The organism is Streptomyces sp. KPB2, assembly GCF_003950055.1.
GTDB lineage: Bacteria > Actinomycetota > Actinomycetes > Streptomycetales > Streptomycetaceae > Streptomyces > Streptomyces salinarius.
Genome location: NZ_CP034353.1, coordinates 2,141,039 through 2,166,410 on the forward strand (window position 1 = coordinate 2,141,039; position 25,372 = coordinate 2,166,410).

The 25,372-nt window shown below is 72.8% G+C and carries 26 protein-coding genes; 14 read left to right on the plus strand and 12 right to left on the minus strand.

Annotated features, from left to right (window positions below; genetic code table 11):
- Nucleotides 1-60 precede the first annotated feature (60 nt).
- The 4 genes from D1J63_RS09170 to miaA all read right to left on the minus strand — a co-directional run bounded on the left by D1J63_RS09170 (nucleotide 61) and on the right by miaA (nucleotide 4,951).
- Nucleotides 61-2,238 carry an HD domain-containing protein gene (locus tag D1J63_RS09170; protein ID WP_125628520.1) on the minus strand — a complete coding sequence of 726 codons (2,178 nt, stop codon included), beginning with the start codon at nucleotides 2,236-2,238 and terminating at the stop codon, nucleotides 61-63.
- Between the two features lie 216 nt (nucleotides 2,239-2,454).
- A complete protein-coding gene (gene dapF / locus D1J63_RS09175) occupies nucleotides 2,455-3,348 on the minus strand; it encodes a diaminopimelate epimerase (RefSeq protein ID WP_125628521.1) in 894 nt (297 codons plus the stop codon).
- A 56-nt stretch (nucleotides 3,349-3,404) separates the two neighbouring features.
- Entirely contained in the window at nucleotides 3,405-3,905 is a 501-nt protein-coding gene (locus D1J63_RS09180; protein WP_164713163.1) for a hypothetical protein, read from the minus strand.
- Nucleotides 3,906-4,012: 107 nt separating this feature from the next.
- Entirely contained in the window at nucleotides 4,013-4,951 is a 939-nt protein-coding gene (miaA, locus tag D1J63_RS09185) for a tRNA (adenosine(37)-N6)-dimethylallyltransferase MiaA (protein WP_125628523.1), read from the minus strand.
- Between the two features lie 182 nt (nucleotides 4,952-5,133).
- Between miaA and D1J63_RS09190 the strand changes: the two genes are divergently transcribed.
- Together D1J63_RS09190 and D1J63_RS09195 are read left to right on the plus strand one after the other, a co-directional pair.
- Nucleotides 5,134-5,412, plus strand: coding sequence for a hypothetical protein (locus tag D1J63_RS09190; protein ID WP_125628524.1), 279 nt, complete (start codon nucleotides 5,134-5,136; stop codon nucleotides 5,410-5,412).
- A gap of 24 nt (nucleotides 5,413-5,436) precedes the next feature.
- The gene (locus D1J63_RS09195) at nucleotides 5,437-5,733 is read left to right on the plus strand and encodes an antitoxin (protein ID WP_125628525.1); all 297 of its coding nucleotides are present in this window, start codon (nucleotides 5,437-5,439) and stop codon (nucleotides 5,731-5,733) included.
- Nucleotides 5,734-6,284: 551 nt separating this feature from the next.
- On the opposite strand, the gene D1J63_RS09200 is transcribed toward D1J63_RS09195, so the two are convergent.
- Nucleotides 6,285-6,998 carry a class III extradiol dioxygenase subunit B-like domain-containing protein gene (locus D1J63_RS09200; protein ID WP_125628526.1) on the minus strand — a complete coding sequence of 238 codons (714 nt, stop codon included), beginning with the start codon at nucleotides 6,996-6,998 and terminating at the stop codon, nucleotides 6,285-6,287.
- Nucleotides 6,999-7,047: 49 nt separating this feature from the next.
- Nucleotides 7,048-8,565: a tRNA (N6-isopentenyl adenosine(37)-C2)-methylthiotransferase MiaB gene (miaB, locus tag D1J63_RS09205; RefSeq protein WP_102929772.1), complete on the minus strand. Its 1,518-nt coding sequence runs from the start codon at nucleotides 8,563-8,565 to the stop codon at nucleotides 7,048-7,050.
- Nucleotides 8,566-8,694: 129 nt separating this feature from the next.
- Between miaB and D1J63_RS09210 the strand changes: the two genes are divergently transcribed.
- Entirely contained in the window at nucleotides 8,695-9,870 is a 1,176-nt protein-coding gene (locus tag D1J63_RS09210) for a cellulose-binding domain-containing protein (protein ID WP_125628527.1), read from the plus strand.
- Nucleotides 9,871-10,419: 549 nt separating this feature from the next.
- Here the strand turns inward: D1J63_RS09210 and D1J63_RS09215 are convergent.
- On the minus strand, nucleotides 10,420-11,079 hold the full coding sequence (locus D1J63_RS09215) for a response regulator transcription factor (RefSeq protein WP_125628528.1): 660 nt from the start codon (nucleotides 11,077-11,079) through the stop codon (nucleotides 10,420-10,422).
- Nucleotides 11,079-12,155, minus strand: a complete 1,077-nt coding sequence (locus D1J63_RS09220) for a HAMP domain-containing sensor histidine kinase (RefSeq protein ID WP_125628529.1) — start codon at nucleotides 12,153-12,155, stop codon at nucleotides 11,079-11,081. The genes D1J63_RS09215 and D1J63_RS09220 overlap by 1 nt, the downstream gene beginning before the upstream one ends.
- Nucleotides 12,156-12,277: 122 nt before the next feature.
- Between D1J63_RS09220 and D1J63_RS09225 the strand changes: the two genes are divergently transcribed.
- Entirely contained in the window at nucleotides 12,278-12,763 is a 486-nt protein-coding gene (locus D1J63_RS09225) for a TrkA C-terminal domain-containing protein (protein ID WP_102928754.1), read from the plus strand.
- Between the two features lie 4 nt (nucleotides 12,764-12,767).
- Complete coding sequence (locus D1J63_RS09230) at nucleotides 12,768-14,000, plus strand: cation:proton antiporter (RefSeq protein WP_125628530.1); 1,233 nt, start codon at nucleotides 12,768-12,770, stop codon at nucleotides 13,998-14,000.
- A gap of 66 nt (nucleotides 14,001-14,066) precedes the next feature.
- Here the strand turns inward: D1J63_RS09230 and D1J63_RS09235 are convergent, their stop codons facing one another.
- Complete coding sequence (locus D1J63_RS09235) at nucleotides 14,067-14,474, minus strand: MazG nucleotide pyrophosphohydrolase domain-containing protein (RefSeq protein ID WP_164713164.1); 408 nt, start codon at nucleotides 14,472-14,474, stop codon at nucleotides 14,067-14,069.
- Between the two features lie 202 nt (nucleotides 14,475-14,676).
- Between D1J63_RS09235 and D1J63_RS09240 the strand changes: the two genes are divergently transcribed.
- On the plus strand, nucleotides 14,677-15,672 hold the full coding sequence (locus D1J63_RS09240; RefSeq protein ID WP_125628531.1) for a TAXI family TRAP transporter solute-binding subunit: 996 nt from the start codon (nucleotides 14,677-14,679) through the stop codon (nucleotides 15,670-15,672).
- On the opposite strand, the gene D1J63_RS09245 is transcribed toward D1J63_RS09240, so the two are convergent.
- Nucleotides 15,669-17,102, minus strand: a complete 1,434-nt coding sequence (locus tag D1J63_RS09245) for a HAMP domain-containing sensor histidine kinase (protein ID WP_125628532.1) — start codon at nucleotides 17,100-17,102, stop codon at nucleotides 15,669-15,671. The two genes, D1J63_RS09240 and D1J63_RS09245, sit on opposite strands and share 4 nt — an antisense overlap.
- On the minus strand, nucleotides 17,099-17,797 hold the full coding sequence (locus D1J63_RS09250; RefSeq protein ID WP_102928759.1) for a response regulator transcription factor: 699 nt from the start codon (nucleotides 17,795-17,797) through the stop codon (nucleotides 17,099-17,101). The genes D1J63_RS09245 and D1J63_RS09250 overlap by 4 nt, the downstream gene beginning before the upstream one ends.
- A 323-nt stretch (nucleotides 17,798-18,120) precedes the next feature.
- Here D1J63_RS09250 and D1J63_RS09255 point away from each other — a divergent pair, with 323 nt between their 5' ends.
- The 8 genes from D1J63_RS09255 (at nucleotide 18,121) to D1J63_RS09285 (ending at nucleotide 24,561) form a co-directional block, all read left to right on the plus strand.
- Nucleotides 18,121-18,897 carry an amino acid ABC transporter ATP-binding protein gene (locus D1J63_RS09255; RefSeq protein WP_125628533.1) on the plus strand — a complete coding sequence of 259 codons (777 nt, stop codon included), beginning with the start codon at nucleotides 18,121-18,123 and terminating at the stop codon, nucleotides 18,895-18,897.
- Nucleotides 18,898-19,025: 128 nt separating this feature from the next.
- Nucleotides 19,026-19,865, plus strand: coding sequence for a glutamate ABC transporter substrate-binding protein (locus tag D1J63_RS09260; protein WP_125628534.1), 840 nt, complete (start codon nucleotides 19,026-19,028; stop codon nucleotides 19,863-19,865).
- A gap of 84 nt (nucleotides 19,866-19,949) precedes the next feature.
- The gene (locus D1J63_RS09265) at nucleotides 19,950-20,618 is read left to right on the plus strand and encodes an amino acid ABC transporter permease (protein ID WP_125628535.1); all 669 of its coding nucleotides are present in this window, start codon (nucleotides 19,950-19,952) and stop codon (nucleotides 20,616-20,618) included.
- Nucleotides 20,615-21,502 (plus strand): amino acid ABC transporter permease, encoded by an 888-nt coding sequence (locus D1J63_RS09270; protein WP_125628536.1) that lies wholly within the window; start codon nucleotides 20,615-20,617, stop codon nucleotides 21,500-21,502. The genes D1J63_RS09265 and D1J63_RS09270 overlap by 4 nt, the downstream gene beginning before the upstream one ends.
- 186 nt (nucleotides 21,503-21,688) lie before the next feature.
- Nucleotides 21,689-23,311 (plus strand): FAD-dependent monooxygenase, encoded by a 1,623-nt coding sequence (locus D1J63_RS09275; RefSeq protein WP_125628537.1) that lies wholly within the window; start codon nucleotides 21,689-21,691, stop codon nucleotides 23,309-23,311.
- A gap of 130 nt (nucleotides 23,312-23,441) precedes the next feature.
- Nucleotides 23,442-23,513 carry a putative leader peptide gene (locus D1J63_RS37650; protein WP_347141337.1) on the plus strand — a complete coding sequence of 24 codons (72 nt, stop codon included), beginning with the start codon at nucleotides 23,442-23,444 and terminating at the stop codon, nucleotides 23,511-23,513.
- A gap of 77 nt (nucleotides 23,514-23,590) precedes the next feature.
- Complete coding sequence (locus D1J63_RS09280; protein WP_125628538.1) at nucleotides 23,591-24,148, plus strand: cysteine dioxygenase; 558 nt, start codon at nucleotides 23,591-23,593, stop codon at nucleotides 24,146-24,148.
- Complete coding sequence (locus tag D1J63_RS09285) at nucleotides 24,145-24,561, plus strand: rhodanese-like domain-containing protein (RefSeq protein WP_125628539.1); 417 nt, start codon at nucleotides 24,145-24,147, stop codon at nucleotides 24,559-24,561. Before D1J63_RS09280 ends, D1J63_RS09285 begins: the two co-directional genes overlap by 4 nt.
- Before the next feature lie 27 nt (nucleotides 24,562-24,588).
- Here D1J63_RS09285 and recX read toward each other — a convergent pair whose 3' ends face one another.
- Nucleotides 24,589-25,371 carry a recombination regulator RecX gene (gene recX, locus D1J63_RS09290; protein WP_125628540.1) on the minus strand — a complete coding sequence of 261 codons (783 nt, stop codon included), beginning with the start codon at nucleotides 25,369-25,371 and terminating at the stop codon, nucleotides 24,589-24,591.
- Nucleotide 25,372 lies beyond the last annotated feature (1 nt).

Consider the following 25,372-nt stretch of genomic DNA (forward strand, 5'->3'; position numbering starts at 1 on the left):
GCACCCGAACGGGTCCCCGCGCGGTGTGCCGGTTCACACGACTGTTCAGGGGGTGCCGGTTCAGGCGCCCGTCGGCTGGGGTTGGGCACGGCTGACGTCGTACACGCCGGCCACGTCGCGCATGGCGCGCATCAGGGCGGGCAGCCGGGCCGCGTCCGGGAGGACGACGGTGTAGCTGTGCCGGACCCGCTGGCGGTCCGGGGGCTCGACGGTCGCGGAGACGATTTCGGCGCCTTCGAGGGCCATGGCCTCGGTGAGGTCGGCCAGGAGGTGCGGGCGGCCGAACGATTCGGCGAGCAGGGTCACCCGGCAGCCGGTGCTCTCCCCCCAGCGCACCCCGATCTCCGCGCGGCCGGCGTTCTTCATGCGCGTCACCACGGCGCACTGCGCGCGGTGCACGGTCACCACTCCCCCGCGCACGGCGAAGCCGGTGATCTCGTCCGGCGGTACGGGGGTGCAGCAGCCCGCCAGCCGCACGGTGGCGCCCGGGGAGTCGACGAGGACGTCGGCGGAGGCGGGGCGCGCGGGCGGGGCGCCCGTGGCCGGCCGGGGCGCGTCGGGGTGGGCGTGTGACTCGGGTGCGGCGGGGCCGCGTGCCGGGCCCTCCGCCTCGGGCGCCGGTTCCGGGTGGGCCGCGAGCCTGCGCTGGATGGCGATCCGCGCGGCGGGCGTGTGGGCGTGCTCCAGCCACTGTCTGGCGGGCTCGGAGGCGGGGTCCTGGCCCATCAGGAGCTGCACGGTGTCACCGTCCCGCAGCACCGTGCTCATGGGCGCCAGCCGGCCGTTGACCCGGGCGCCGATGGTGGCGTGCGCGTCCTCGCCGTACTGGGCGTAGGCGGCGTCGACGCAGGTCGCGCCGTCGGGCAGGCCGAGGGTGCCGCCGTCGGGGCGGAAGACGGTGATCTCGCGGTCCTGGGCGAGGTCCTGGCGCAGGGTGGACCAGAAGGTGTCGGGGTCCGGGGCGCCGCGCTGCCAGTCGAGCAGCCGGGAGAGCCAGCCCGGGCGGGTGGGGTCGGCGCGCTCGCCGTCGCCCGCGCTCTGCTCCTCGGACGGCTGGGCGTAGGGGTTGCCGAGCGCGACCACACCGGCCTCGGCGACCTTGTGCATCTGGTGGGTGCGGATGAGGACCTCGACGACCTGGCCGTCCTCCGCGCGGGCCACCGCCGTGTGCAGCGACTGGTAGAGGTTGAACTTGGGAACGGCGATGAAGTCCTTGAACTCCGAGACGACGGGCGTCATACAGGTGTGCAGCTCACCGAGGACGGCGTAGCAGTCGGCGTCCTCCTGGACCAGTACCAGGAGCCGGCCGAAGTCCGCGCCGCGGAGCCTGCCGCGCTTGCGCGAGACGCGGTGCACGGAGACGAAGTGGCGTGGGCGGATGAGGACTTCGGCCTGGATGTCGGCCTCGCGCAGCACTCCCCGCACCTCGTCGGCGACCGCGGCGAGCGGGTCGTCCGTGCGGGCGGAGTTCTCGTGGACCAGCTCCCGGGTGTGTGCGTACTCCTCAGGGTGCATGACCGCGAAGACGAGGTCCTCCAGCTCGGACTTGAGCGCCTGCACACCGAGCCGTTCGGCGAGCGGGATGAGGACGTCGCGGGTGACCTTGGCGATGCGTTCCTGCTTCTCCCGGCGCATGACGCCGAGGGTGCGCATGTTGTGCAGCCGGTCGGCGAGTTTGATCGACATCACACGGACGTCGTTGCCGGTGGCGAGGAGCATCTTGCGGAAGGTCTCGGGCTCGGCGGCGGCGCCGTAGTCGACCTTCTCCAGTTTGGTGACGCCGTCGACGAGGTAGCGGACCTCGGCGCCGAACTCCTCGCCGACCTGGTCGAGCGTCACCTCGGTGTCCTCGACGGTGTCGTGGAGGAGGGAGGCGGTCAGGGTGGTGGTCTCGGCGCCGAGTTCGGCGAGGATCAGGGTGACGGCGAGGGGGTGGGTGATGTACGGCTCGCCGCTCTTGCGCATCTGGCCGCGGTGCGAGGACTCCGCCAGGACGTAGGCGCGGCGCAGCGGGTCGAGATCGGCGTCGGGGTGGTGGGCGCGGTGGGCCTCGACGACGTGGCCGATGGCGTCGGGCAGGGCCCGGCTGCGGGTGGCGGAGCCGAGCAGGGCCGCGCGGCCCAGCCGGCGCAGGTCGATCCGGGGACGGGCCTTCCTGCGGGGCGCCGGGGTCACGGCACCGGTGGCCGCGGGCGGCACAGGGCCCGGGCTCGTCGGGTTCACGGCCTCCGCATTCATGGGCACCTCCGGCTGCGCGGACCGGCGGACGGGGAATCCCAGGGCGGACACGGCTCAGGGGATGGTGTCGGTCCCCCGTCCGGGCCGGTGCTTGATGCTATCGAGCCCATCACGTGCGGCCGACCGCCTCTCGCCGAGCGTGAAACGGATCACCCATTCGAGCGATGGTCCGAGGGTTTACGTTTTCGCACTGAGTGTCATGGACCGGGCTGTGGTTCAGGCGAGTACCCCTTCCAGCCAGGCGGAGTCGAACTCGCCCTCCGCCACGATCACCGCGGGGCCCGTCATCTCGATCTCGCCGTCGGGGCGCTCGGTGATCACCAGGGTGCCGCCGGGCACGTCGACGGTGTAGGTGGCCGGGGTGCCGGTGACCGCCGGGTCGACGCCGTCCCGGCGGGCGGTGGCGACGGCGACGGCGCAGGCGCCGGTGCCGCAGGAGCGGGTCTCCCCGGAGCCGCGCTCGTGCACCCGCATCGCGACGTGGGCGGGGCCCCGGTCGACCACGAACTCGACGTTGACCCCGTCCGGGTAGGCGCCGGCGGGCTCGAAGGGCGGCGGAGCGTACAGGTCTCCGGCGTGGGCCAGGTCGGCGACGAAGGCGACCGCGTGCGGGTTGCCCATGTTCACGTTCCGCGCGGGCCAGGTGCGCTCGCCCACGCTCACCTCGACGTCGCCCTCGGGGAGCAGTGCGCGGCCCATGCCGACGGTGACGTCACCCTCGGCCGAGCCGCCGGCGGACCCGGCCTTGGCGATGTGCACGCGCTTCACTCCCCCGCGCGTCGCGATGGCCAGGTCGCCCTCGGAGACGTGCCCGGCGCGCTGGAGGTAGCGGGCGAAGACCCGCACGCCGTTGCCGCACATCTCGGCGACGGAGCCGTCGCCGTTGCGGTAGTCCATGAACCACTCCGCCTCGGCGGCCATGCTCTGTGCCTCGGGGTGGGCCGCGGAGCGCACCACGTGCAGCAGTCCGTCCCCGCCGAGACCCGCGCGGCGGTCGCACAGCGCGGCGACGGCGGCGGGGGGCAGGTCGAGGGCGTTCTCCGGGTCGGGAACGATCACGAAGTCGTTCTCGGTGCCGTGACCCTTGAGGAAGGCGATCCGCGTGCTCATTCCTCGATCGTACGGGGTGGGCACCCCGCGACGACGAGGGGCGGCCGGGCGGTCCGTCAGCCGCGCAGGCGGGCGACCCGCCACACGGCCAGGACGACGACCGCGGCGACCGCCAGGGCGTACACGAGGATCGTCCGCCACTCGGCACGGCGCTCCGATCCCCGCTGGGGCAGGCCCGGCCACGTGTAGCCGACCCGGCGGGCGGCCATCATGCCCCAGCCGGCCGCGCAGGAGCAGATCAGCAGGCCCAGCATCGCGATCACGGCGCCGCTGTCGCCGAAGTCGAAGGCGAGGGGGAAGGCGAACATCAGGGAGCCGACCGCGGCCAGACACACGATGGGGGCGAGCTGCCACAGCCGCAGCCGGCGCTGGGGGCGCAGCTCGACCTCGACCTCGTCCCCGTACATCTCGTCGGGCTCGGGTCCGTCCGCGGTGACGCCCTCCGGCGTCTCATCGGGCCCGTCCGGGTTGAGCGCGCCGCCGTCCGGCTCCGGGCCGCCGCCGTCGGCGGTGCCGTGCTCGGTGCTTGGTGCGGTGTCGCGAGGGCCGGCCTCCATCGCCACGCGCCCTCCCAACTAGGACTCACTCGGTCGATCGAAGCTCGATGATGGCACGCCGCCGAAGGCCCCGATGACGGCCGGGGCGTCCCGATGCCATCACGTGATCAGGCTGTAACCGGTCGTTCGACCAACGACAGGGCGAGCCGCGGAAGTTCCGTGCGGTCCGCCACATTCCCACTGAGCCAGTGCACCCGCGGGTCGCGTCTGAACCACGAATCCTGACGGCGCGCGAAGCGCTTGGTGGCACGGACGGTTTCGTCGCGCGCCTCCTCCAGCGTGCACTCGCCGGCGAGGGCCGCGAGGACCTGCTGGTAGCCGAGCGCGCGCGACGCGGTGCGCCCCTCGCGCAACCCCTGCGCCTCCAGCGCCCGCACCTCGTCGACCAGACCCGCCTCCCACATGCGGTCGACGCGCCGGGCGATGCGCTCGTGCAGTTCGGGGCGGGCCACGTCGACGCCGATCTGGACGGTGTCGTAGACGGAGTCGTGCCCGGGCAGATTGGCGGTGAAGGGCTTTCCGGTGATCTCGATCACCTCGAGGGCGCGCACGATGCGACGGCCGTTGCTCGCCAGGATGGCCCGCCCCGCCTCGGGGTCGACTGCCGCCAGGCGGGCGTGCAGGACACCCGAACCGTGCCGTTCGAGTTCCGCCTCGAGACGGGCCCTGAGCTCGGGGTCGGTGCCGGGGAACTCCAGGTTGTCGACGGCCCCCCGGACGTAGAGGCCGGAACCGCCGACGAGGATCGGCCAGCGCCCCTTGGCGAGCAGCGTGTCGATCCGCTCCCGCGCGAGGCGCTGGTACTCGGCGACGGACGCCGTGACCGTCACGTCCCAGACGTCCAGCAGATGGTGCGGGACGCCACCGCGTTCCCCGGGCGTCAGCTTGGCGGTGCCGATGTCCATCCCACGGTAGAGCTGCATGGAGTCGGCGTTGACGACCTCGCCGCCGAGCCGCTCGGCCAGGAAGACGCCCAGATCGGACTTTCCGGCCGCGGTGGGTCCGACTACGGCGATGACGCGGGGGGCGGGGGGTGCGCTGCTCACCGCACCAGTCTCGCAAACCTCTCAGCCGGCCCTCGAACGAGTTACGTGACGGTCCGCGACGGGAGTCGTTGCCCGTTGCGAGGTTCCCGCTCCCCGGACCACCGGGTCATGGCCCCGGCCACGCAAACGGACGCACCGGACGCCGCGGGATTTCGCCCGCACGAGTAACGTATGGAGTTGATATGGGCGTTTTTGCACGGCTTTTTCGGAGGTCGAAGAACACCGAGGAGACGTCGGTCGCCGAGACGCGGACCGACACCCCGGACACCGAGGGCGTCGCGGAAGCGAGCGCGGCCGAGGCAGCGGAGACGACCGACGCCGGTCCCCGGAACACGGCGGAGGCCGACGAAGCCGCCGGGGCCACGGCCGAGGGCGGCGACTCGGAGAGCGTCGGCATCCCCAAGCAGCAGTCGGCCGGGGAGGCCGTCGACAACGAGGCCGACAAGGGCGCCCGCACCTGACTGCCCCGTGAGGGAAGGCGAACCATGGGTCTCCTGGACAACTTGAAGGCCAGACTGGAACCGGCGAAGGGCAAGGTCTCCGACCTCGCGCAGCAGCACGGCGACAAGATCGACCGCGGCCTCGACAAGATGGCACGGACCGTCGACGAACGGACCAAGGGCAAGTACAGCGACCGCATCCACACGGGCACGGGCAAGGCCAAGGACGCCATGGACCGTCTCGCTCACAAGGACACCCAGGGAGACGGGGAAGGAGGCGGCGCCGCCCCCGGCGGAACGCCCGGCGGCACCCCTCCGGCCGGACCGCCTCCGGCTTCCTGACACCGGGACGTCGGCACGTCGGTACGTCGGCACGTCGGCACGTCGGCACGTCGGCACCCAGGTGCGTCGCACGTCGGCGACGGTCCGGAGCCGATCTGCGGGACCGGCCGCGTGGTCCCGCGTGCCCGTGGGCGCACGGAAGCGCGGGCCTGCCCGTGGGGACGCCCTCGCGCCCGCGGGTTCCGGCCCGCGCGGGCCCGCCGCACCGCACCCGCGCGGGTCGGCAACCCCGCACACGCCCGCGCCCCGGCTCCCCGGTCGGGGCACGCGCGTGTACGGCCGGTCCACGCACGGGCCGGCCAGTTCGTCCACGCGTTGGGCGTGGGCCGCGGCGTGCCCGGGGCCACCGGTTTCGACACGCGCGTGTACCGCCGCTCCGTGCGCGCGGGCCCACCCGTTGGCACGCGCGTGTGTGCCCGCCAGCCGGCACGGGCCTGGGCCTGGGCCAACCGGTCGGTACGCGTCTGTGCCGCCAGACCGCACACGCGCGCGTGTGCCCGCCGGTCCTCACGCGCGCGTGAGGACGTGGTCACTTCGGCCGCGCCCAGCCGCTACGACCAAGTGGCCGCGACGTACCCGACCCCGTAGGGCGCGTCCTCGTAGAGGAGCGTGCCGGCGAGGTCCGTGTTCTCGGCCGCTCCCGCGAGGACCTGCCAGGGCGCCCGGCCGGAGACCTTCAGCTCGCGGGCCAGTGCGACGTCCAGGGCGACGAGGGCGGCCGGGTCGGCGGCACCCAGGGCCCGTCCCACCTCCGCGTCGAAGGGCGCGGCCCGCTCGTCGAGGTACCCGGGGGCCTTGAGCGTGCGGCAGGCGCTGGCGTCGCCCAGCACCAGCAGCGCGGTCCGTCCGGCCCGGGCGGCGATGTCCCGGCCCACGGCGGCACAGCGCTCGGCGGACAGCGCCTCCCCCACCCCGATGCCCTCGACGGGGGCGTCGGTCCACCCGGTCCTGCCGAGCAGCCAGGCGCCCACGGCCAGTCCGTACGGCAGGCCGGGACCGCGCGCGTCACCGACGTCGGCACCCAGGTACACGTCCAGGTCCACGCCGAAGCCGCGGAAGGAGCCCCGCGCGCCCTGCGGGTAGACCTCGGGACCGGCGGTGTCCGCGGGGCCGACGACCAGGAGCCGGTCGGGCCGGGACGCCGCGAGCACGCCCAGCGCGTCCGTGCACGCGGCACGTGCCGCGTCCAGCTCGGGTGCGGCACCCGCGGCGACCTCCGGTACGAGGAGCGGCGGGCAGGGACAGACGGCGGCGGCGACAAGCATGATCGGCAGCGTATCCCCGTACCGCCGCCCCCGGCGGCACCCCCTGCGGTCAGTCGCAGCCGCAGCCGCTCGCCACGGCCGGCTGGGGCTCGGGGACGCCGATCTTCGGCAGGCCGAGGAGGACGCCGGCCGGCTTGGCCTGCTCGGCCGTGTTGCGCTTCTCCCAGGCGTCACCCGCGCGGGTGCGGCGCACGTCGAGCACCGCGCCCTCGGCGAGCAGGTGGTGCGGGGCGGCGTAGGTGATCTCGACGGTCACCACGTCGCCGGGGCGGACCTCCTGCTCCGGCTTGGTGAAGTGCACCAGGCGGTTGTCGGGGGCCCGGCCGGAGAGGCGGTGGGTGGCGCCGTCCTTGCGGCCCTCGCCCTCGGCGACCATGAGCTCCAGGGTGCGGCCGACCTGCTTCTTGTTCTCCTCCCAGGAGATCTCCTCCTGGAGGGCGACGAGGCGCTCGTAGCGCTCCTGGACGACCGCCTTGGGGATCTGGCCGTCCATCTCGGCGGCCGGAGTGCCGGGGCGCTTGGAGTACTGGAAGGTGAAGGCCTGGGCGAAGCGGGCCTCGCGCACCACGTGCAGGGTCTGCTCGAAGTCCTCCTCGGTCTCGCCGGGGAAGCCCACGATGATGTCGGTGGTGATCGCCGCGTGCGGAATGGCGGCGCGCACCTTCTCGATGATCCCCAGGTAGCGCTCCTGGCGGTACGAGCGGCGCATCGCCTTGAGCACCGGGTCGGAGCCGGACTGGAGCGGCATGTGCAGTTGCGGCATCGCGTTCGGCGTCTCGGCCATGGCGGCGATGACGTCGTCGGTGAAGTCGCGCGGGTGCGGCGAGGTGAAGCGGACGCGCTCCAGGCCCTCGATGTTCCCGCAGGCGCGCAGCAGCTTGCTGAACGCCTCGCGGTCGCCGATGTCGGAGCCGTAGGCGTTGACGTTCTGGCCGAGGAGGGTGATCTCGCTGACGCCCTCGGCGACCAGGGCCTCGACCTCCGCGAGGATGTCGCCGGGCCGGCGGTCCTTCTCCTTGCCGCGCAGCGCGGGGACGATGCAGAAGGTGCACGTGTTGTTGCAGCCGACGGAGATGGAGACCCAGGCCGCGTAGGCGCTCTCGCGCCGGGTGGGCAGCGTGGACGGGAACGCCTCCAGGGACTCGGCGATCTCGACCTGCGCCTCCTCCTGTACGCGGGCGCGCTCCAGCAGCACGGGGAGCTTGCCGATGTTGTGGGTGCCGAAGACGACGTCAACCCAGGGGGCCCGCTTCACGATGGTGTCGCGGTCCTTCTGCGCCAGGCAGCCGCCGACCGCGATCTGCATGCCGGGGCGGCTCGCCTTCTTCGGGGCGAGGTGGCCGAGGTTGCCATACAGCTTGTTGTCGGCGTTCTCCCGTACGGCGCAGGTGTTGAAGACGACGACGTCGGCGTCGCCGTCGGCGCCCTCGGGGGCGCGGACGTACCCCGCGTCCTCCAGCAGACCGGACAATCGCTCGGAGTCGTGAACGTTCATCTGGCACCCGTAGGTGCGTACTTCGTAGGTGCGCGTGCCGCCCGCTGACTGGCTCCGGTCGATGCTGCTCATGGCAATAAGGGTAGGCGGTCGCGGTGGCGGCGATCGCCGCGCGCATATTGACAGTACACCGTCATGGTCGGTGTGATGCATGGGAGCGCTCCCACACATCGAGTCCCTTCTCCTCACTGGAGGCACCCCGTGCTCACCCGAGTTCTGCGATTACCGCGCCGGACCTGGACCGCCGTCGTGGCCGCCGTCGCGCTGGTCGTGTCGGTCCTGGCGGCCATGCCCGCGAGCGGTGCGGCGTCGGACGCCTGCCGCGTCGACTACACGGTCGACGCGTGGGCGGGCGGCTACACCGCACAGGTCAGGATCACCAACCTCGGCCCCGCGGTGAGCGACTGGCGGCTGACCTGGACCTATACCGGCGATCAGCAGGTGACGTCGGCGTGGAACGCGACCGTGACCCAGACCGGCGCGTCCGTCGTCGCCGTCGACGCCGGCTGGAACGGCGCGCTGGCCACGGGCGGCACCGCCGAGTTCGGGCTGCAGGGGACCTGGCGGTCCGCCGACCCGGTGCCGGACGACTTCGCGCTCAACGGCCTCTCGTGCGGCGGTGACGGCGGCACACCGCCCACGACACCGCCGCCCACCACGCCCCCTCCGACGACTCCGCCGCCGTCCGCGGAGTGCGGTGACGCCGTGATCTGCTCGGGCTTCGAGGACCAGGCCGGCCCCGAGCCGTCCGGCGACTGGCGGTTCACCGCACCCGACTGTCAGGGCACGGGCTCGGCCGTCGTCGACTCGGCGGTGGCGCACGAGGGCGGCAGGTCGCTCCGGGTGGACGGCCGGGCCGGCTACTGCAACCACGCCTTCGTCGCCCACACCGCGGACCTGTCGGCGGTCGGCCCGGTGGTGTACGTACGCATGTGGGTACGGCACACCACCGCACTGCCGGTCTCCCACGTCACCTTCGTGTCGATGCCGGACTCGGCCCAGGGCGGCCGGGCGCTGCGCGTGGGCGGCCAGAACGGCGCGCTGCAGTGGAACCGGGAGAGCGACGACGCCACCCTGCCCGCGCAGAGCCCGGCCGGGGTCGCTCTGAGCCGGCCGCTGCCGACGGACGGCTGGCAGTGCCTGCGGTTCGCGATCGACACCTCGGCCGGTCATCTGGACACCTGGCTCGGCGACGAGCAGGTGCCCGGCCTGCACGCCGACGGGGTGCCGACGCAGGACGTCGACCAGCAGTGGCTCGCCCGCGGCACCGCGCCCCGGCCGACCGCCCTGCGCCTGGGCTGGGAGAGCTACGCGAGCGGCGACGACACGGTCTGGTTCGACGACGTGGCCGTGGGCTCCGCGCCGATCGGCTGCTGACCGGACGCACCGGTGCGGGCGCGCCGGGTGGAGCTCCCGGGCCTCGCCCTGCGCCCGGTACGGCCCCGGCGCTTCCCTGCTGGGCCGCCCGCCTCGACGGGCGACCCAGCAGCCCAGGGGGCGGCGGCTGCCGGGCGAACCGCGCGGTGCGAGACCGCTGCTGCCGGCCGCGGACGGGAGTGCGGGGCGGGGGCGCGCTGGGGGGAGCGCCCCCTGGGTGTCTCCTCCGTCGGGTGCGGCCCGCCCCGTCCGGCAGGGCCGCCCCCGCCCGCCGGGCGATCGACCGGAACGGGCCGGCTGTCGCCGGGACCGCGCGACACGGGAGCACGACCGCCCCGACCGCCCCGAGTACCCGTGGAGGCGCGGGCGCGGGCGCGCGCAGGACGGTCCGCGCGCGGCGCACACCCTCGGGACGGCGCAGCCCCGCCGCACGGTCCTGACGGGCGCGACCCACGCCCTGAGCGGGGTCCCGCCGCTCGCCCCGGGGGCCGCGCCGTACGACCCGGCCGGCGGGTCCCGCCGCTCGCCCGGGTCCGAGGACGCGCGCGGTCACGGCTCGATGAGCCCCGCGCGGATCGCGTACCGGGTGAGTTCGAGCCGGTCGCGCACCCCCAGTTTCTGCAGGAGGTTCGCGCGGTGGCGCTCGACGGTCTTGGCGCTGATGAACAGCAGCTCGCCGATCTCCTTGGAGGTGTGGCCCTCGGCGACGAGCTTGAGGATCTCCTCCTCGCGCTCGGTGATGGGCCGCTCGGGCAGACCCCCGCCGCCCTGTACGCGGTCGAGGTAGGAGCGGACGAGGGCCCGTTCGGCGCCCGGGTAGATGAACGGCTCGTCGCGCACGGCGGCCCGGCACGCCTCGACCAGGTCCCGGTCGGCGACGGACTTGAGCACGTATCCGCAGGCGCCCGCCTTGAGGGCCTCGAAGAAGTACTGCTCGTTGTCGTACATGGTCAGAATCAGGATGCGCAGCTCGGGCAGGCGGCGGGAGAGTTCGCGGGCCGCCTGGAGGCCGGTCATGCGGGGCATGGCGACGTCCAGGACGGCCAGGTCGACCTCGGTGGACCGCGCGGCCGCGACCGCTTCGGCGCCGTCACCGGCCTCAGCGACCACCGTGAGATCGGGTTCGCCGTCCAGGATGAGGCGGACCCCCCGGCGTACGAGGGTGTGGTCGTCGGCGAGCAGGACGCGGATCGGGGGCCGGGCCGGCATCAGGGGCTGTCTCCGGTTCGGTCTGCGGAAAGGTCCCCCGGCGGCGCGGGGACGCGCAGGCGTACGTCGGTGCCCCCTCCGGGGGCGGGTTCGAAGTGGATGTCGGCTCCTATCAGCAGGGCCCGCTCCCGCATCCCGCGGATACCGGCGCCCTCGGCGGCGGTCCCGAGGCCGGTGCCGTTGTCCCGCACGAGCAGTTCGACACCGGCGTCGTCGGGCAGCGGGCGCAGGGTGAGCGCCGCGCGGTCGGCGGAGGCGTGGCGGGCGGTGTTGGTCAGGCCTTCCTGCGCGACCCGGTAGAGCACGAGTTCGGCCTCCGGGGCGAGCGGGGGCAGGTCGCCGGGGATGTGGTGCTGGACGGTCAGTCCGTGGTGGGTGAACTCGGTGGCGAGCGAGCGCAGGGCGCTGGCCAGGCCGAGTTCCTCCAGGACGCCGGGGCGCAGCCGGCGGGCGATGCGGCGGATCTCGTCGAGGCCGGCCCGGGTGGCCTCCTGGGCGAGGGACACCTCCTCGCGCAGTTCGCCGGGGACCCGGTCGGCGACGCGTTTGAGCTGGAGGAGGACGGCGGTGAGCGTCTGGCCGACCTCGTCGTGCAGTTCGCGGGCGATGCGGTGGCGTTCGCGTTCCTGGGCCTCCAGGGCCCGGCCGGCGCCGGCGGCGCGTTCGGCCTGGAGCCGGTCCAGCATCGTGTTGTACGTCGCGATCAGCTGCGCCGCCTCGGCCGGTCCGGAGACCTCGGGACGGGTCCCCGGCACCAGCAGGTCGGCGGTGGACATGGCCCGCCCCAGCCGGTGCAGCGGGGTGAGACCGATGCGCAGCACGACCGCGTTGCCGGCGAGCAGTGCCACGAGGCCGGCCAGCAGGACGAGGGCCTCCCCGGCCAGCACGGGGGTCGACACGGTGACCGGTCCCAGCAGCAGTGCGGTGGCGACGACCAGGCCGGCGGCGTTGAGCGAGAAGATCCGCCAGAACAGCGACACGTTCCTGTTCCCGCTCCTCCCGGCCTGCTCGCACGACACCCCCGCGGCCAGCTTCGCCGACCGCGACCGGCTGCGTATATCCGTCACGACACCCATATCGCCACCGTACGTGCGGATGGCAGCATGGCGAGGTCGCGGGCACGTCACCCACGTGCGCAAACGCAGCGAGAGCGGCAGGACACGCGGCAGGCAACACAGGACGAATGAGGGGAAAGCACGTGTCAGCTCCACGCCTGAGGGCGACGCCGCTCCCGGGTATCGGGGTCCAGTACGACCTGGTGACCCGCGAGCACCGCCATCTGTCGGTGGTGGCCCACCGCGACGGTGCCCGCACGGTCAACGTGTACCGGTCCGACGACCCGGATTCCTGCGCCCACTCACTGCGGCTGACGGGCCCCGAGGCGGGCGCGCTGATCGACGCGCTGAAGCCCTCCCACCACAGCGCGAGCCTGCTCTACACCACCGATCTTGGGCTGGTCGCCGAGCGGATCGAGGTGGCCGCCACCTCCCGCTGGAACGGGCGGCTGCTGGGCGACACCCGGATGCGGACCGACACGGGTGCCTCGATCGTGGCGGTGCTGCGGCGGGCCGAGGCGATTCCCTCGCCGGCGCCGGACTTCCGGCTCGTGGGTGGTGACACCTTGATCGTCATCGGCACCCGTGAGGGCGTCGACGCCGCCGCGGCGATACTCGGGCAGGAGTGAGCCGGTGCACTCCGCGGTTCTGCTGATCGAGTTCGGTTCCATCATCCTGGGGCTCGGGCTCCTCGGCCGGTTCGCCGGCCGCTACCGCCTCTCCCCCATCCCGCTGTACCTGCTGGCCGGCCTGGCCTTCGGCGAGGGCGGTCTGCTGCCGCTCGGCGCGAGCGAGGAGTTCGTCGCGACCGGCGCCGAGATCGGTGTCATCCTCCTGCTGCTGATGCTGGGCCTGGAGTACACGGCCAGCGACCTGGTCACCAACCTCAAGTCCCACTACCCGGCGGGCCTCGTCGACTGCGCGCTCAACGCCGTGCCGGGCGCGGTGGCCGCGCTGCTGATGGGCTGGGGTCCGGTGGCCGCCGTGGTCCTGGCCGGCGTGACGTGGATCTCGTCGTCCGGTGTGATCGCGAAGGTCCTCGGCGACCTGGGCCGGGTCGGCAACCGCGAGACACCGGTGATCCTGAGCGTGCTGGTCCTGGAGGACCTGGCGATGGCGGTGTACCTGCCGATCGTCACGGCCCTGGTCGCCGGCGCCGGTCTGATGACCGGGAGCATCACCCTGGCGATCGCGCTGGCCGCGGCCGGCCTCGTGCTCTTCGTCGCCGTGCGCTACGGCCGGCTCATCTCCCGCTTCGTCTCCAGCGACGACCCCGAGAAGCTGCTCCTGGTGGTGCTGGGCCTGACGATCCTCGTCGCCGGTGTCGCGCAGCAGCTCCAGGTGTCGGCGGCGGTGGGCGCCTTCCTGGTGGGCATCGCGCTGTCCGGGGAGGTCGCGGAGGGCGCGCACACGCTGCTGAGCCCGCTGCGGGACCTGTTCGCGGCGGTCTTCTTCGTCTTCTTCGGGCTGCACACGGATCCGGCCAGCATTCCGCCGGTCCTGCTGCCCGCGCTGGCGCTGGCGCTGCTGACCGCGTTGACGAAGATCGCCACCGGGTACTGGGCGGCGCGGCGGGCCGGGATCTCCGTCAAGGGCCGCTGGCGGGCGGGCGGCGCGCTGGTGGCGCGCGGCGAGTTCTCCATCGTGATCGCGGGCCTCGCGGTCTCGGCCGGCATCGAGCCGTCCCTGGGCCCGCTGGCCACGGCGTACGTCCTGATCCTGGTCGTGCTCGGCCCTCTCACCGCACGCTTCACCGAGCCGCTGGCGATGCGCCTGTTCCGGCGCCGCGACAACCCCGACCGTCCCGGCGGCCCCGCGGAGGGGACGCCCCGGGCCAAGGAGGCGGAAGCCTCGGTCGGCGACTGACCCCGGCCCGGCCACGGCCCCCCGTACGACCCCGGCACACGGTGCCGGGGTCGTCGTGCGCCTCGCTCAGGCGCCCGGCGTCGTCGCGGTCCCGGCCGCCGGCGGCGTCCAGCCCTGCCGGCGCAGTACGCCCGAGACGTCCGGCGCCTCGTAGTGGTCGCCCTTGAGGACCTTGCCGTCGGCCCGGCGGCTGACGCGGCCGTCGGGGCCCAGCTTGGTCATGTTGGAGCGGTGGACCTCGGCGATCACCGCGTCCAGGTCGATGCCGTGCACGAGGGCGGTGCCGTACGCGACGTAGACCACGTCGGCCAGCTCGTGCGCCAGCCGGTCGAGCGGGCCCCCGACCGAGACCTCGGCCACCTCGGCGGCCTCCTCGGCGAGCAGCTCGCCCCGGTGCGCGGCGAGGCCGGGCGGGACCTCGGTCGGAGTGCTGCGCGCGTCCAGGCCGAAGGCGAGGTGGAAGGCGCGGACCAGGTCGGCGGGCGACGTGCCCCTCCCGGCGGACGGCGTGCTGCTCCCGGCGGACGGCGTGCTGCTCTCGGCGGGCGGGGTGCCGCTCCCTGCGGGCTGGGCGCTGCTCTCGGCGGGCGGGGTGTTGCTCATGCCGACGACTGTAGCGACCGCCACTGACATGGGGCCCTGGTCAGGGTGGGTGCGGGCTGGCAGGATCGCCTCCATGTCCACGCTGCTCTCCCGTATCGGCAGGCGCCGGGCCGTGCAGGGCGCGGTCGCCGGTGCCGTCGTGCTCGGGCTGCTGCTGTGGTGGCTGCTGCCGCTGGGCGAGAAGCCCCCGGGCGGGACGATCACGTTCAGTACGGGCACCCGCGCGGGCGTCTACCAGAAGTACGGCGAGCTGCTGCGCACCGAGCTGCGCAAGGACATGCCGGATCTGAACGTGCGGCTGATGACCAGCGCCGGCTCGCAGGAGAACGTCGAGCGGGTGGCGTCCGGCGAGGCCGACTTCACGATCGCGGCGGCCGACGCGGTGGAGACGTACAAGCTGGCCGGCGGTGCGGGCGCCGAGGAACTGCGCGGGGTCACCCGGCTCTACGACGACTACGTGCAGCTCGTCGTGCCGAGCGACTCGGACATCCAGTCCGTGGCCGACCTGCGCGGCAAACGGGTGGCCATCGGGCTGCCCAACTCGGGGGTGCGGCTGATAGCGACCCGGCTGCTGAAGGCCGTCGGCATCGATCCCGAGACGGACATCACGCCCCGGGCGGACGGGATCGACACCGGTCCGGGGCGCCTCGGCGACGAGCTCGACGCGTTCTTCTGGTCCGGCGGGGTGCCGACGGACGGCCTCAAGGAGATAGCGGAGAGCTCCGCGTTCCGGTTCGTGCCCATCGGCGACGACCTGGTCACCAAGCTGCACGAGTCGGGCGGCGCGACCCGCTACTACCGCACAACCAACATGCCGGAGTCGGCCTACCCCACCGTCCAGAACGGTGCCGTGGTGCCCACCATGGCGGTCTCCAACCTGCTGGTGACCCGCGCGGACGTCGATCCGCGGCTCACCGAGTGGCTGACCCGGACCGTGCTCGACAGCCGCGACGGCATCGGCGCGCACGTGCACTCCGCGCAGCTGGTGGACCTGCGCACCGCGATCTACACCGACCCGCTGGAGCTGCACGAGGGCGCCCGGCGCTACTACCGGTCGGTCAAGCCCTAGGGACGCGGCTGCCGCGGCTCCACCGGGGCCGTACCCGTCCGGGGCACCCTGACCGTGACCCGCAGGCCGTGCGGCTCGTGGTGGCCGAAGGAGATCGAACCGTCGCCCGCCGCGAGCAGTGCCCGGCAGATGGACAGGCCCAGGCCGGAGCCGTTGACGTTCTGGTGCCGCCCACTGCGCCAGAAACGGTCCCCCACGCGCGCGAGCTCCTCGTCGGTGAGCCCGGGACCGTTGTCGGTGACGACGACGGTGGCGGCGTCCCCGGCGGAGGCGACCTCGACCCGCACCGTCTCGTCGGGGGGCGTGAACTTCACCGCGTTGTCGATGACCGCGTCCAGGGCGCTGGACAGGGCCACCGGGTCGGCCCAGCCCGTGGTCGGCGGGCAGTCGCCGACCAGTCGTACGCCCTTGGCCTGCGCCGTCGGCGCCCAGGCCGCCACCCGCTCGGCGGTCAGCGCGCCGACGTCGGTGACCTTGAGGTCGGCCTGGCTGTGCTCGGCCAGGGCCAGGTCGAGCAGGTCGTCCAGGACCCGGGCGAGCCGTTTGCCCTCGGTCTGGACGGAGGCGATCTCCTCGTTGCCCTCGGGCAGTTCGAGGGCGAGCAGCTCGATGCGGAGCAGCAGCGCGGCGAGCGGGTTGCGCAACTGGTGCGAGGCGTCGGCGACGAAGGCGCGCTGCTGCTCCAGCACGTCCTCCACGTGGTCGGCCATCTCGTTGAAGGACCCCGCCAGGCGGCGCAGTTCCGGTGGTCCCCCGGACGGTGCGACGCGGGACTTGAGCCGCCCGGTGGCGATGTCGTGGGTGGTGGCGTCGAGCACCCGTACCGGCCTGAGCACCCAGCCGGTCAGCCGCAGTGCGGCGCCGACGGCGAGCAGCATCGCGGCGATCTCCCCGGCACCGATGACCAGCCAGCCGCGCAGGGTGCTCGACCGCATCGAGTCCGTCGGCGACTCGGTGACCACGACCGCGACCACGTCGCCGTCCCGGATGACCGGCGAGGCCACCACCAGCCGGCCGTCCTGCCAGGGCCACACCTGCTCGGGGTCGTGGCTGCGGCGGCTGAGCAGCGCCTCGTCGAAGGAGTCGCGCACCTCGCCGGTCTGCGGCAGGAACCACGTCGTGGGCGCGTTGGCCATCGGGATGTGGTTGCGGTAGAAGACGCCCGCCTTGATGCCGTAGACCTCGTAGTAGCTGGTCAGCTCGGTCTGCAGGGTCGCCAGGCGTTCGTCCGTGTCCGTCCGGCGTGAGCCGCCCGACCCGTCCTCGGTGACGAACTGGGCGAGCGCGGCGAAGCGTGCGGTGTCGTCTATGCGGTCGATGACGACCTTCTGCTGCTCGGCGCGCGCGACGCTGACGCCGAGCGGCACACCGAGAGCGAGCAGTACGGCCGCCATCAGGACGATGAGCAGCGGCAGCAGGCGTGTGCTCACCCGGCCCCTTGGGCGGTGGGGGCGACGAGGCGGTAGCCGACGCCGCGGACGGTCTCGATCAGCGCGGGCATGTGCAGCTTGGAGCGCAGGGAGGCGACGTGCACCTCCAGGGTGCGCCCGGTCCCCTCCCAGCTGGTGCGCCAGACCTCGCTGATGATCTGCTCGCGGCGGAAGACCACACCGGGGCGCTGGGCGAGGAGGGCGAGCAGGTCGAACTCCTTGCGGGTGAGCTGGACCACCGACCCGTTCACGCTCACCTGGCGGGTCGGCAGCTCGATGCGCACGGCCCCGAGGCGCACGACGGTCTCGGTGCTGCCGGTGGCGTCCTCGTGGGCGGTGCGCCGGCTGACGGCGTGGATCCGGGCCAGCAGCTCCCCCGTGTCGTACGGCTTGACCACGTAGTCGTCGGCGCCGAGGTTGAGGCCGTGGATGCGGGAGCGGACGTCCGAGCGCGCGGTGACCATGATGACCGGGGTGCTGGTGCGCTTGCGGATCTTGCCGCACACCTCGTAGCCGTCCTGGTCGGGCAGGCCCAGGTCGAGCAGGACGACACCGAAGCCGTCGACCTCGGGGACGAGCGCCTGGAGCGCCTCCTCGCCGCTGCGCGCGTGGGTGACGTCGAAGCCGTGCCGTGCCAGGATCGCGGACAGGGCGGCGGCCACGTGGTTGTCGTCCTCGACGAGCAGCAGTCTCATCCGGGCTCCCTTCGGTTCATCGGCCGTACGCTCGGCGCGGGTAGGAATCGGGCGGGGTGGGCAAGGGTTGCGGGCGGGTGGAACCACCGGCACGCGCGCGTGCGTCCTGTGCAGTGACTCCGATACAGGGGGACGGCGTCAAGAGGCTGCCGGTTGCGGCCGCTCGAAGTTATCCGGCCGATATGCGCCCAGCTCACAAGCGCTACGACTCGTGTCCGATCGCTACCGGATCGTGATGCTCAGATCTCGCTCAGATGTAGAGACGCGGCGTGGCCCGGGTCACTACTGTCCTCCGAAACCCAGGAGGACGGAGCCCGAGAGCGATGACCGAAGTATCGGTGGCCAAGGAAGACAAGGCTGCGACCGGCGAACTGGTCGTCCTGGACAGTGTCAACAAGCACTTCGGCGCGTTGCACGTGCTCCAGGACATCGACCTGACGATTCACCGCGGCGAGGTCGTCGTGGTCATCGGGCCCTCGGGGTCCGGCAAGTCCACTCTGTGCCGCACCATCAACCGGCTGGAGACCATCGACTCCGGTTCGATCACGATCGACGGCAACCCGCTGCCGGCCGAGGGCAAGGAACTGGCCAGGCTGCGCGCCGACGTCGGCATGGTCTTCCAGTCCTTCAACCTCTTCGCGCACAAGACGGTGCTCGAGAACGTGACCCTGGGCCAGGTCAAGGTCCGCAAGGTCGAGGCCAAGAAGGCCGAGGAGAAGGCCCGCGCCCTGCTCGACCGGGTCGGTGTGGGCGCCCAGGCGGACAAGTACCCCGCGCAGCTCTCCGGCGGTCAGCAGCAGCGTGTCGCCATCGCGCGGGCGCTGGCGATGGACCCGAAGGTCATGCTCTTCGACGAGCCGACGTCGGCCCTCGACCCCGAGATGATCAACGAGGTCCTCGAGGTCATGAAGCAGCTCGCCGAGGACGGCATGACCATGATCGTGGTCACGCACGAGATGGGCTTCGCCCGCTCGGCGGCCAACCGCGTGGTGTTCATGGCCGACGGCCGCATCGTCGAGGAGGCCACGCCGGACCAGTTCTTCAGCAATCCGCGCAGCGACCGTGCCAAGGACTTCCTGTCGAAGATCCTGCACCACTGAGACTTCGGAGCGGCTCCGGCGCCCTGCGCCGACCGCGCCGGCGGCCCGCTCCCGACGGCCGCACCTGATCGCCTGATCGTCCGATCGCAGCCAGATCACAGCTCGATCACAGCCAAAGGATGTTCCCCATGAAGCTTCGCAAGGTCTCCGCCGCCTCGGCCGCCGTGCTCGCCCTCGCCCTGACCGCCACCGCGTGCGGCGGCGACGACGGAGGCGACAGCGGTTCCTCCGGTGGTGGCGACAAGAAGATCACCATCGGCATCAAGTTCGACCAGCCCGGCCTCGGCCAGAAGACCCCGGACGGCTACGAGGGCTTCGACGTGGACGTCGCCACGTACGTCGCCAAGAAGCTCGGCTACACCGAGGACCAGATCGAGTGGAAGGAGTCGAAGAGCGCCGACCGCGAGACCATGCTGCAGCGCGGTGACGTCGACTTCATCGCCGCCACGTACTCGATCACCCCCGAGCGCTCGGAGAAGGTCGACTTCGCCGGCCCCTACCTGCTGGCCCACCAGGACGTGCTGCTCCGCGCCGACGACGACAAGATCAAGTCGCCGGAGGACCTGAACGACGCGAAGCTCTGCTCCGTCACCGGTTCGACCTCGGCCCAGAACATCAAGAAGAAGCTGGCTCCCAAGGCCCAGCTGCAGCCGTACCCGACGTACTCGGCCTGCCTGCCCGGTCTGCAGAACGGCGCCGTCGACGCGCTGACCACGGACGACTCGATCCTCGCCGGTTACGCCTCCCAGGCGCAGTTCAAGGGCAAGTTCAAGCTCGGCGGCTTCAAGCTGACGAACGAGAACTACGGGATCGGCGTCAAGAAGGGCAGCGACCTCAAGAACAAGATCAACGACGCGCTCGAGGCCATGGTCGCCGACGGCGCCTGGGACAAGGCCGTCAAGGACAACTTCGGCCCGGCCAACTACAAGAACGAGCCGGCGCCGAAGATCGGCGACATCAAGAGCTGAGGCCGGGCCTGACGGGGTGCGCCGCCCCACGGCAGGGGCGGCGCACCGGATCGGGCGTCCCTACACGCGGAAGCGCGGGAGATCGTGTTCGACTTTCTCGACAAGTACGACCTGTTGGGAGCCTTCTGGACGACAGTGCAGCTCGCTGTGCTGTCGGCCGTCGGCTCCCTGATCTGGGGCACCATACTGGCCGCCATGCGGGTCGGCCCGGTGCCGTTGATGCGCGGTTTCGGAACCGCGTACGTGAACATCGTCCGGAACATCCCGCTGACCGTGATCATCCTGTTCGCGTCGCTGGGACTGAACCAGACGTTGGGCGTCACCCTCGGCGGAGGGAATGACTTCGAGACGATCAACTTCCGGCTCGCCGTCCTGGGCCTGGTCCTCTACACGTCGTCGTTCGTGTGCGAGGCGCTGCGCTCCGGCATCAACACGGTGCCCGTCGGCCAGGCGGAGGCGGCTCGGGCCCTCGGTCTGAGCTTCGGCCAGGTGCTCCGGCTGGTGGTTCTGCCGCAGGCGTTCCGCTCGTCCGTCGTTCCGCTGGCGAACGTGCTGATCGCCCTGATCAAGAACACCACGGTCGCCGCCGCCATCGGTGTGGCGGAGACGGCGCTGCTGATGAAGGAGATGATCGAGAACGAGGCTCAGCTGCTGCTCATCGCCGCGATCATCGCTCTCGTGTTCGTGGTGTTGACGCTGCCGACCGGCCTGATCCTCGGCTGGGTGGGCAAGAAGGTGGCGGTGAAGCGATGAGCTCGGTCCTCTACGACGCCCAGGGCCCCCGCGCCAAGCGTCGCAACGTCCTCTTCACGGTCGTCTTCCTGGTCGCCCTGGCCGCCCTGCTGTGGTGGGTGTTCGGCACCCTCAACGACAAGGGTCAGCTGGAGTGGGCCCTGTGGAAGCCGTTCTTCACCGGCACCGAGGCGTGGTCGACGTACATCTGGCCGGGTCTGCAGAACACCCTGAAGGCCGCGGTGCTCGCGGTGGTCATCGCCCTGCCCCTCGGCGCGGCACTGGGCATCGCCCGGCTCTCCGACCACGCGTGGGTCCGGGTACCGGCCGCGGTCGTGGTCGAGTTCTTCCGGTCCATCCCCGTGCTGGTCCTGATGATCTTCGGCCTCGCGCTGTTCGCGGAGTACACCAACGTCAGCCCGGACGACCGCCCGCTGTACGCCGTCGTCACCGGCCTGGTGCTGTACAACGCCTCGGTCCTCGCCGAGATCGTCCGGTCCGGCATCCTCGCCCTCCCCAGGGGCCAGGCCGAGGGCGCCATGGCGATCGGGCTGCGCAAGGGCCAGGTCATGCGGCTGATCCTGCTGCCGCAGGCGGTCACCGCGATGCTGCCGGCCATCGTCAGCCAGCTCGTCGTGATCCTCAAGGACACCGCGCTCGGCGGCGCGATCCTCACGTTCCCGGAGCTGCTCGCGTCGGCCAACACCATGAGCGGCTACTACGGCGCCAACGTGATCGCCAGCTACACCGTGGTGGCCGTGATCTACATCGCGCTCAACTTCGCCCTCACGAGCTTCGCGGGCTGGCTGGAGCGCCGGCTGCGGCGGGCGAAGAAGTCGACCGGTGCGGTGCTCAGGGCGGACGACGTCGAGACCGCCGATGCCGGAACCGTCGGCAAGGTCTAGCAACACCTGACACTCGGTCATCTCGTATGACCATCAACGGAGGCCGTGGCGTGATCGCCACGGCCTCCGTCGCTTGACGCAAGCTGCGGCAATAGGTTGCATACGTTCTGTGACCGTGCACCCTGCTCAAACGTCCTGTTCACCCACGTCCCCCGGGACGCCGCCACGGGCAGGGGGCGCCGCACCGTGGACCCGGTGATCATCACCGGAGCGGGGCCCGTCGGGCTCACGCTCGCCCTGGCGCTGGCGCGGCAGGAGGTGCCCTGCGTCGTCCTCGACGAGGGGCCGGGCAAGGACGAACCGCGGCCCGCGCGCACCGTCGTCCTGCGCGAGGAGGCCGTCGCGCTCGTCGAGCGGCTGACCGGCACACCGCTGACGGGGCTGGGTTCGCGTTGGGCCGGATGGCGGTCGATGCGGCGCAAGCAGGTGACGCGCGAGGTCGTGTTCGGCGACACCGATCCGGCCCCCCTGCACATCGCCCAGCACGAGCTGACCGGGGTCCTGCGCACGGCACTCGCCCGCGAACGGCTCGTCAAGGTCGCCGTGGACAGCCGCCTGGACGGCATCGAGCAGGAACGCTCCGGCGTCACGGCCCACACCCGCGGCCCCGCCGGCACCTGGTGGCGCGGCAGTTGGCTGGTCGGTTGCGACGGCCCCCGCTCCACCGTCCGCAAGCTCCAGGACATCCGCTTCCCCGGCCGTACGGCGGTGGAACGATACGCCGTCGCCGCGCTGCGCACCGAACTCCCGTGGCCCGACGAGGCGCTGCTCCACCGGATGCCGCCGTGGCGGACGACCGGGCCGTCGGCCGGTGAGGTGGTCGGCCGCCCGCTGCCGGACGGCGTGTGGCGCCTGGACTGGCTGCTGCCGCCCGGCAAGGACCTCGTCACTCCGGAGCTCCTGGTGAACCGCGTGCGCGAGACCCTCACCGGGTGGGCCGACGGCGCGACCCCGGCGTACGAACTCCTCGACACCGGCGTCCACACGGTCCACCACCGTCTCGCCCGCCGCTGGCGGGTGGGCCGCGTGCTGCTCGCCGGGGACGCGGCCCACCTGCTGGGCGCGCTCGGTACGCAGGGTCTCGAAGAGGGACTCCTCGACGCCGACAACCTCGCCTGGAAGCTGGCCCTGGCCTGGCACCACGGGCCTCGCGAGGCGCTGCTCGACAGCTATCAGAAGGAGCGGCGTGCGGCGATCTCCGCACGACTGCGCGCCGCCGACCAGGTGATTCCCCTGCTCCGCGGTGGCGGCGGACTGCGCTCCTACGTCCCCGGCGCGGCCCGCGGCAACGACGCACTGCTGACGGACGGTCACCTCGGGCGCGGAACGCTGGGCGCCACGGGGTCCTACGCCGACTCGCCGCTGGCGCCCGAGGGCCTCGCCGGGGAGGTGTCCGTCGGCACACCGCCGGGGACGCCCGTCACCGACGTGCGGGTCACGGCGGAGGACGGCACGTTCGTCCGGCTCCGTGACCGGCTGGGGCGCGGGGCGCTGCTGGTGGTGCTGATCGCGCCGGGTACGGGGGTGTGGGAGCGCAAGCACTGGGTGACGGCCGGGGTCATGCCCCGACTGGCGGCCGCGGTGACGGCGCTGCCCCACCGCGCCGAGTTGCTGGTCGCCGAGAGCTATCCGGGTGCCGCGGCGCACACCGTGCTGCTGGTGCGGCCCGACGGTCACCTGGTCACAGCGCTGAACGGGGTGCGCCCGGCCGACCTCTACTCGGCTGCCGAGGCGGCGCTGGGCGGGGCGACGGCCGGGGCGACATCGGAGGCCGAGGAGGGAGCGGGGGCGGCCGCCGGGTCCCGTTGAGCGGGCCGTCGGCCGGCCGCCCCCGGGCCCGGCCTCCGCTCCCCGGCTGTGCGGGCACTGTCCGCATGGTGACGCTGAGTTGACCGGTCCGCACCGTCGTGGTCTACTCCGGATCGTGACCGACACCTGTGTGCGCCTGTGGCGGAGGGTCCATATGGACCTCGTCCGCTATGCGGGCGGCGTGTGTCGTCCGTCCTGCTGAATCGCCCTCTTCTTCACGCCCGGCGCAGCTCCTGCCTGCCGCCGCGCGCTTCCTCGCGAATTCCCAGGACGGTAGCCGTGTCCCTTCCCTCCCTCTCTTCCTCACCCTCTCCCGCCTCCGCCGCCCCGTCCGCCCCGACGGCGGCACCGACGCAGGCCGAGCTTCTCGACTTCGTCCGGCGTGCGGCGGCCGACGCCGAACTGGTCGCCTCCCTGCCACTCGACCCCGAGGGCCGCACATGGGTGCGGTTGGCCGGGCCCGGCGGCAGCGAGGCGTGGCTGATCGGCTGGCCGCCCGGCACGGGCACCGGCTGGCACGACCACGCCGAATCCGTGGGCGCCTTCGTCACTGCCGCGGGCGAACTCAAGGAGAACGCGCTCGCCGCCCGCCTGCCCACCGACGGCTGGAAGACCCTCGAACTCAGCGACGGCGTGGACCGGGAACGCCGGCTGACCGCCGGCCAAGGGCGCGCCTTCGGGCGGCACCACGTGCACGAGGTCCTCAACGAGTCGTCCGACCGCCACGCGGTCTCCGTGCACGCCTACTACCCGCCGCTGCCGCAGATCCGCCGCTACAGCCGCAGCGGGCAGACCCTGCGCCTGGAGCAGGTCGAGCGCCCCGGGGACTGGCAGTGAGCGGGCCCACCGGGATCGACGCCCTGCTGGAGCGCGTACGCGCCGGATACCGGCGGATCGCACCGCGCGACGCGTACGATGCCGCGGCGGCCGGCACCGCGCTGCTGGTCGACATCCGGTACGCGGCTCTGCGCGAGGCGGACGGTCTGATCCCTGGCGCCCTGGTGATCGAACGCAACGAGCTGGAGTGGCGGCTGGACCCGCAGGGCAGCCACCGTCTCCCCGAGGCGACGGACCACGACGTGCGAGTGGTCGTGGTGTGCAACGAGGGCTACGCCTCCAGTCTGGCGGCGGAGTCCCTGCACCGTCTGGGGCTGCACCGGGCCACCGATCTGATCGGCGGCTTCCAGGCCTGGCGCGCGGCGGGCCTGCCGGTGGCGGCGTCCGGCCCCGGTAGTCGGCGGGTCCGGTAGACGGCGAGTCCCGGGGCGGGCAGCGCCTCAGAACGCCTCGTCGCCGAGGTACTCCGTGTCCTCGCCCTCCTCCTCCAGCGCCCGGCGGACCACCCGCAGGGCCATGCCCTCGGGATAGCCCTTGCGGGCCAGCATCCCGGCGAGGCGGCGCAGTCTCTTGTCGCGGTCGAGGCCCCGGGTGGCACGCAGCTTGCGGTCGACCAGCTCGCGCGCGGTCTCCTCCTCCTGCTCGGAGTCCAGCTGGGACACCGCCGCGTCGATGAGGGTGGCGTCGACGCCCTTGGTGCGCAGCTCTCTGGCGAGGGCGCGCCTGGCCAGCCCGCGGCCGTGGTGCCGGGACTCCACCCAGGCCTCGGCGAAGGCGCCGTCGTTGATCAGGCCGACCTCCTCGAACCTGGACAGCACCTCCTCCGCGGCCTCGTCGGGGATCTCCCGCTTGCGCAGGGCGTCGGCCAGCTGTCTGCGGGTGCGCGGGGTCCCGGTGAGCAGGCGCAGGCAGATCGCCCGTGCCTGCTCGACCGGGTCCCGCGGAGGCTCCCCCTTCTCGGCCCTCGACGAGGAAGTGGCACCTCCGTCCTCGGCCGACGGCTCCGCGCGCTCGCGCCGCCGGCGTCCGCGCGTGCCGCCCGCCCCTCGGCCCCGTCCGCCTCCGCGGCGCGCCTCGCCGTCACCGTGGCGCGCCTCGTCGTCCTCGCGGGGGCCCGTGGCGAAGGGGTCCGTCTCGTACGGGGCCGCAGCCGCCCCGTACGTGCCGTCGCCCGGTCCGGCGGAGCCGTCGGTGTACTCGGCCCAGTCGGTTCGTCGGGTCATG

What these genes read in the sequence shown, in the direction of transcription:
- D1J63_RS09250 (WP_102928759.1), bottom strand. Translation starts at nt 17,797, where the DNA reads ATGAGACTGCTGCTCGTCGAGGACGACAACCACGTGGCCGCCGCCCTG.
- D1J63_RS09195 (WP_125628525.1), top strand. Translation starts at nt 5,437, where the DNA reads ATGGGTCTCCTGGACAACTTGAAGGCCAGACTGGAACCGGCGAAGGGC.
- D1J63_RS09220 (WP_125628529.1), bottom strand. Translation starts at nt 12,155, where the DNA reads ATGGGTGTCGTGACGGATATACGCAGCCGGTCGCGGTCGGCGAAGCTG.
- D1J63_RS09240 (WP_125628531.1), top strand. Translation starts at nt 14,677, where the DNA reads ATGTCCACGCTGCTCTCCCGTATCGGCAGGCGCCGGGCCGTGCAGGGC.
- D1J63_RS09260 (WP_125628534.1), top strand. Translation starts at nt 19,026, where the DNA reads ATGAAGCTTCGCAAGGTCTCCGCCGCCTCGGCCGCCGTGCTCGCCCTC.
- D1J63_RS09190 (WP_125628524.1), top strand. Translation starts at nt 5,134, where the DNA reads ATGGGCGTTTTTGCACGGCTTTTTCGGAGGTCGAAGAACACCGAGGAG.
- D1J63_RS09215 (WP_125628528.1), bottom strand. Translation starts at nt 11,079, where the DNA reads ATGCCGGCCCGGCCCCCGATCCGCGTCCTGCTCGCCGACGACCACACC.
- D1J63_RS09255 (WP_125628533.1), top strand. Translation starts at nt 18,121, where the DNA reads ATGACCGAAGTATCGGTGGCCAAGGAAGACAAGGCTGCGACCGGCGAA.
- miaB (WP_102929772.1), bottom strand. Translation starts at nt 8,565, where the DNA reads ATGAGCAGCATCGACCGGAGCCAGTCAGCGGGCGGCACGCGCACCTAC.
- D1J63_RS09270 (WP_125628536.1), top strand. Translation starts at nt 20,615, where the DNA reads ATGAGCTCGGTCCTCTACGACGCCCAGGGCCCCCGCGCCAAGCGTCGC.
- D1J63_RS09200 (WP_125628526.1), bottom strand. Translation starts at nt 6,998, where the DNA reads ATGCTTGTCGCCGCCGCCGTCTGTCCCTGCCCGCCGCTCCTCGTACCG.
- D1J63_RS09170 (WP_125628520.1), bottom strand. Translation starts at nt 2,238, where the DNA reads ATGAATGCGGAGGCCGTGAACCCGACGAGCCCGGGCCCTGTGCCGCCC.
- recX (WP_125628540.1), bottom strand. Translation starts at nt 25,371, where the DNA reads ATGACCCGACGAACCGACTGGGCCGAGTACACCGACGGCTCCGCCGGA.
- D1J63_RS09180 (WP_164713163.1), bottom strand. Translation starts at nt 3,905, where the DNA reads ATGGAGGCCGGCCCTCGCGACACCGCACCAAGCACCGAGCACGGCACC.
- dapF (WP_125628521.1), bottom strand. Translation starts at nt 3,348, where the DNA reads ATGAGCACGCGGATCGCCTTCCTCAAGGGTCACGGCACCGAGAACGAC.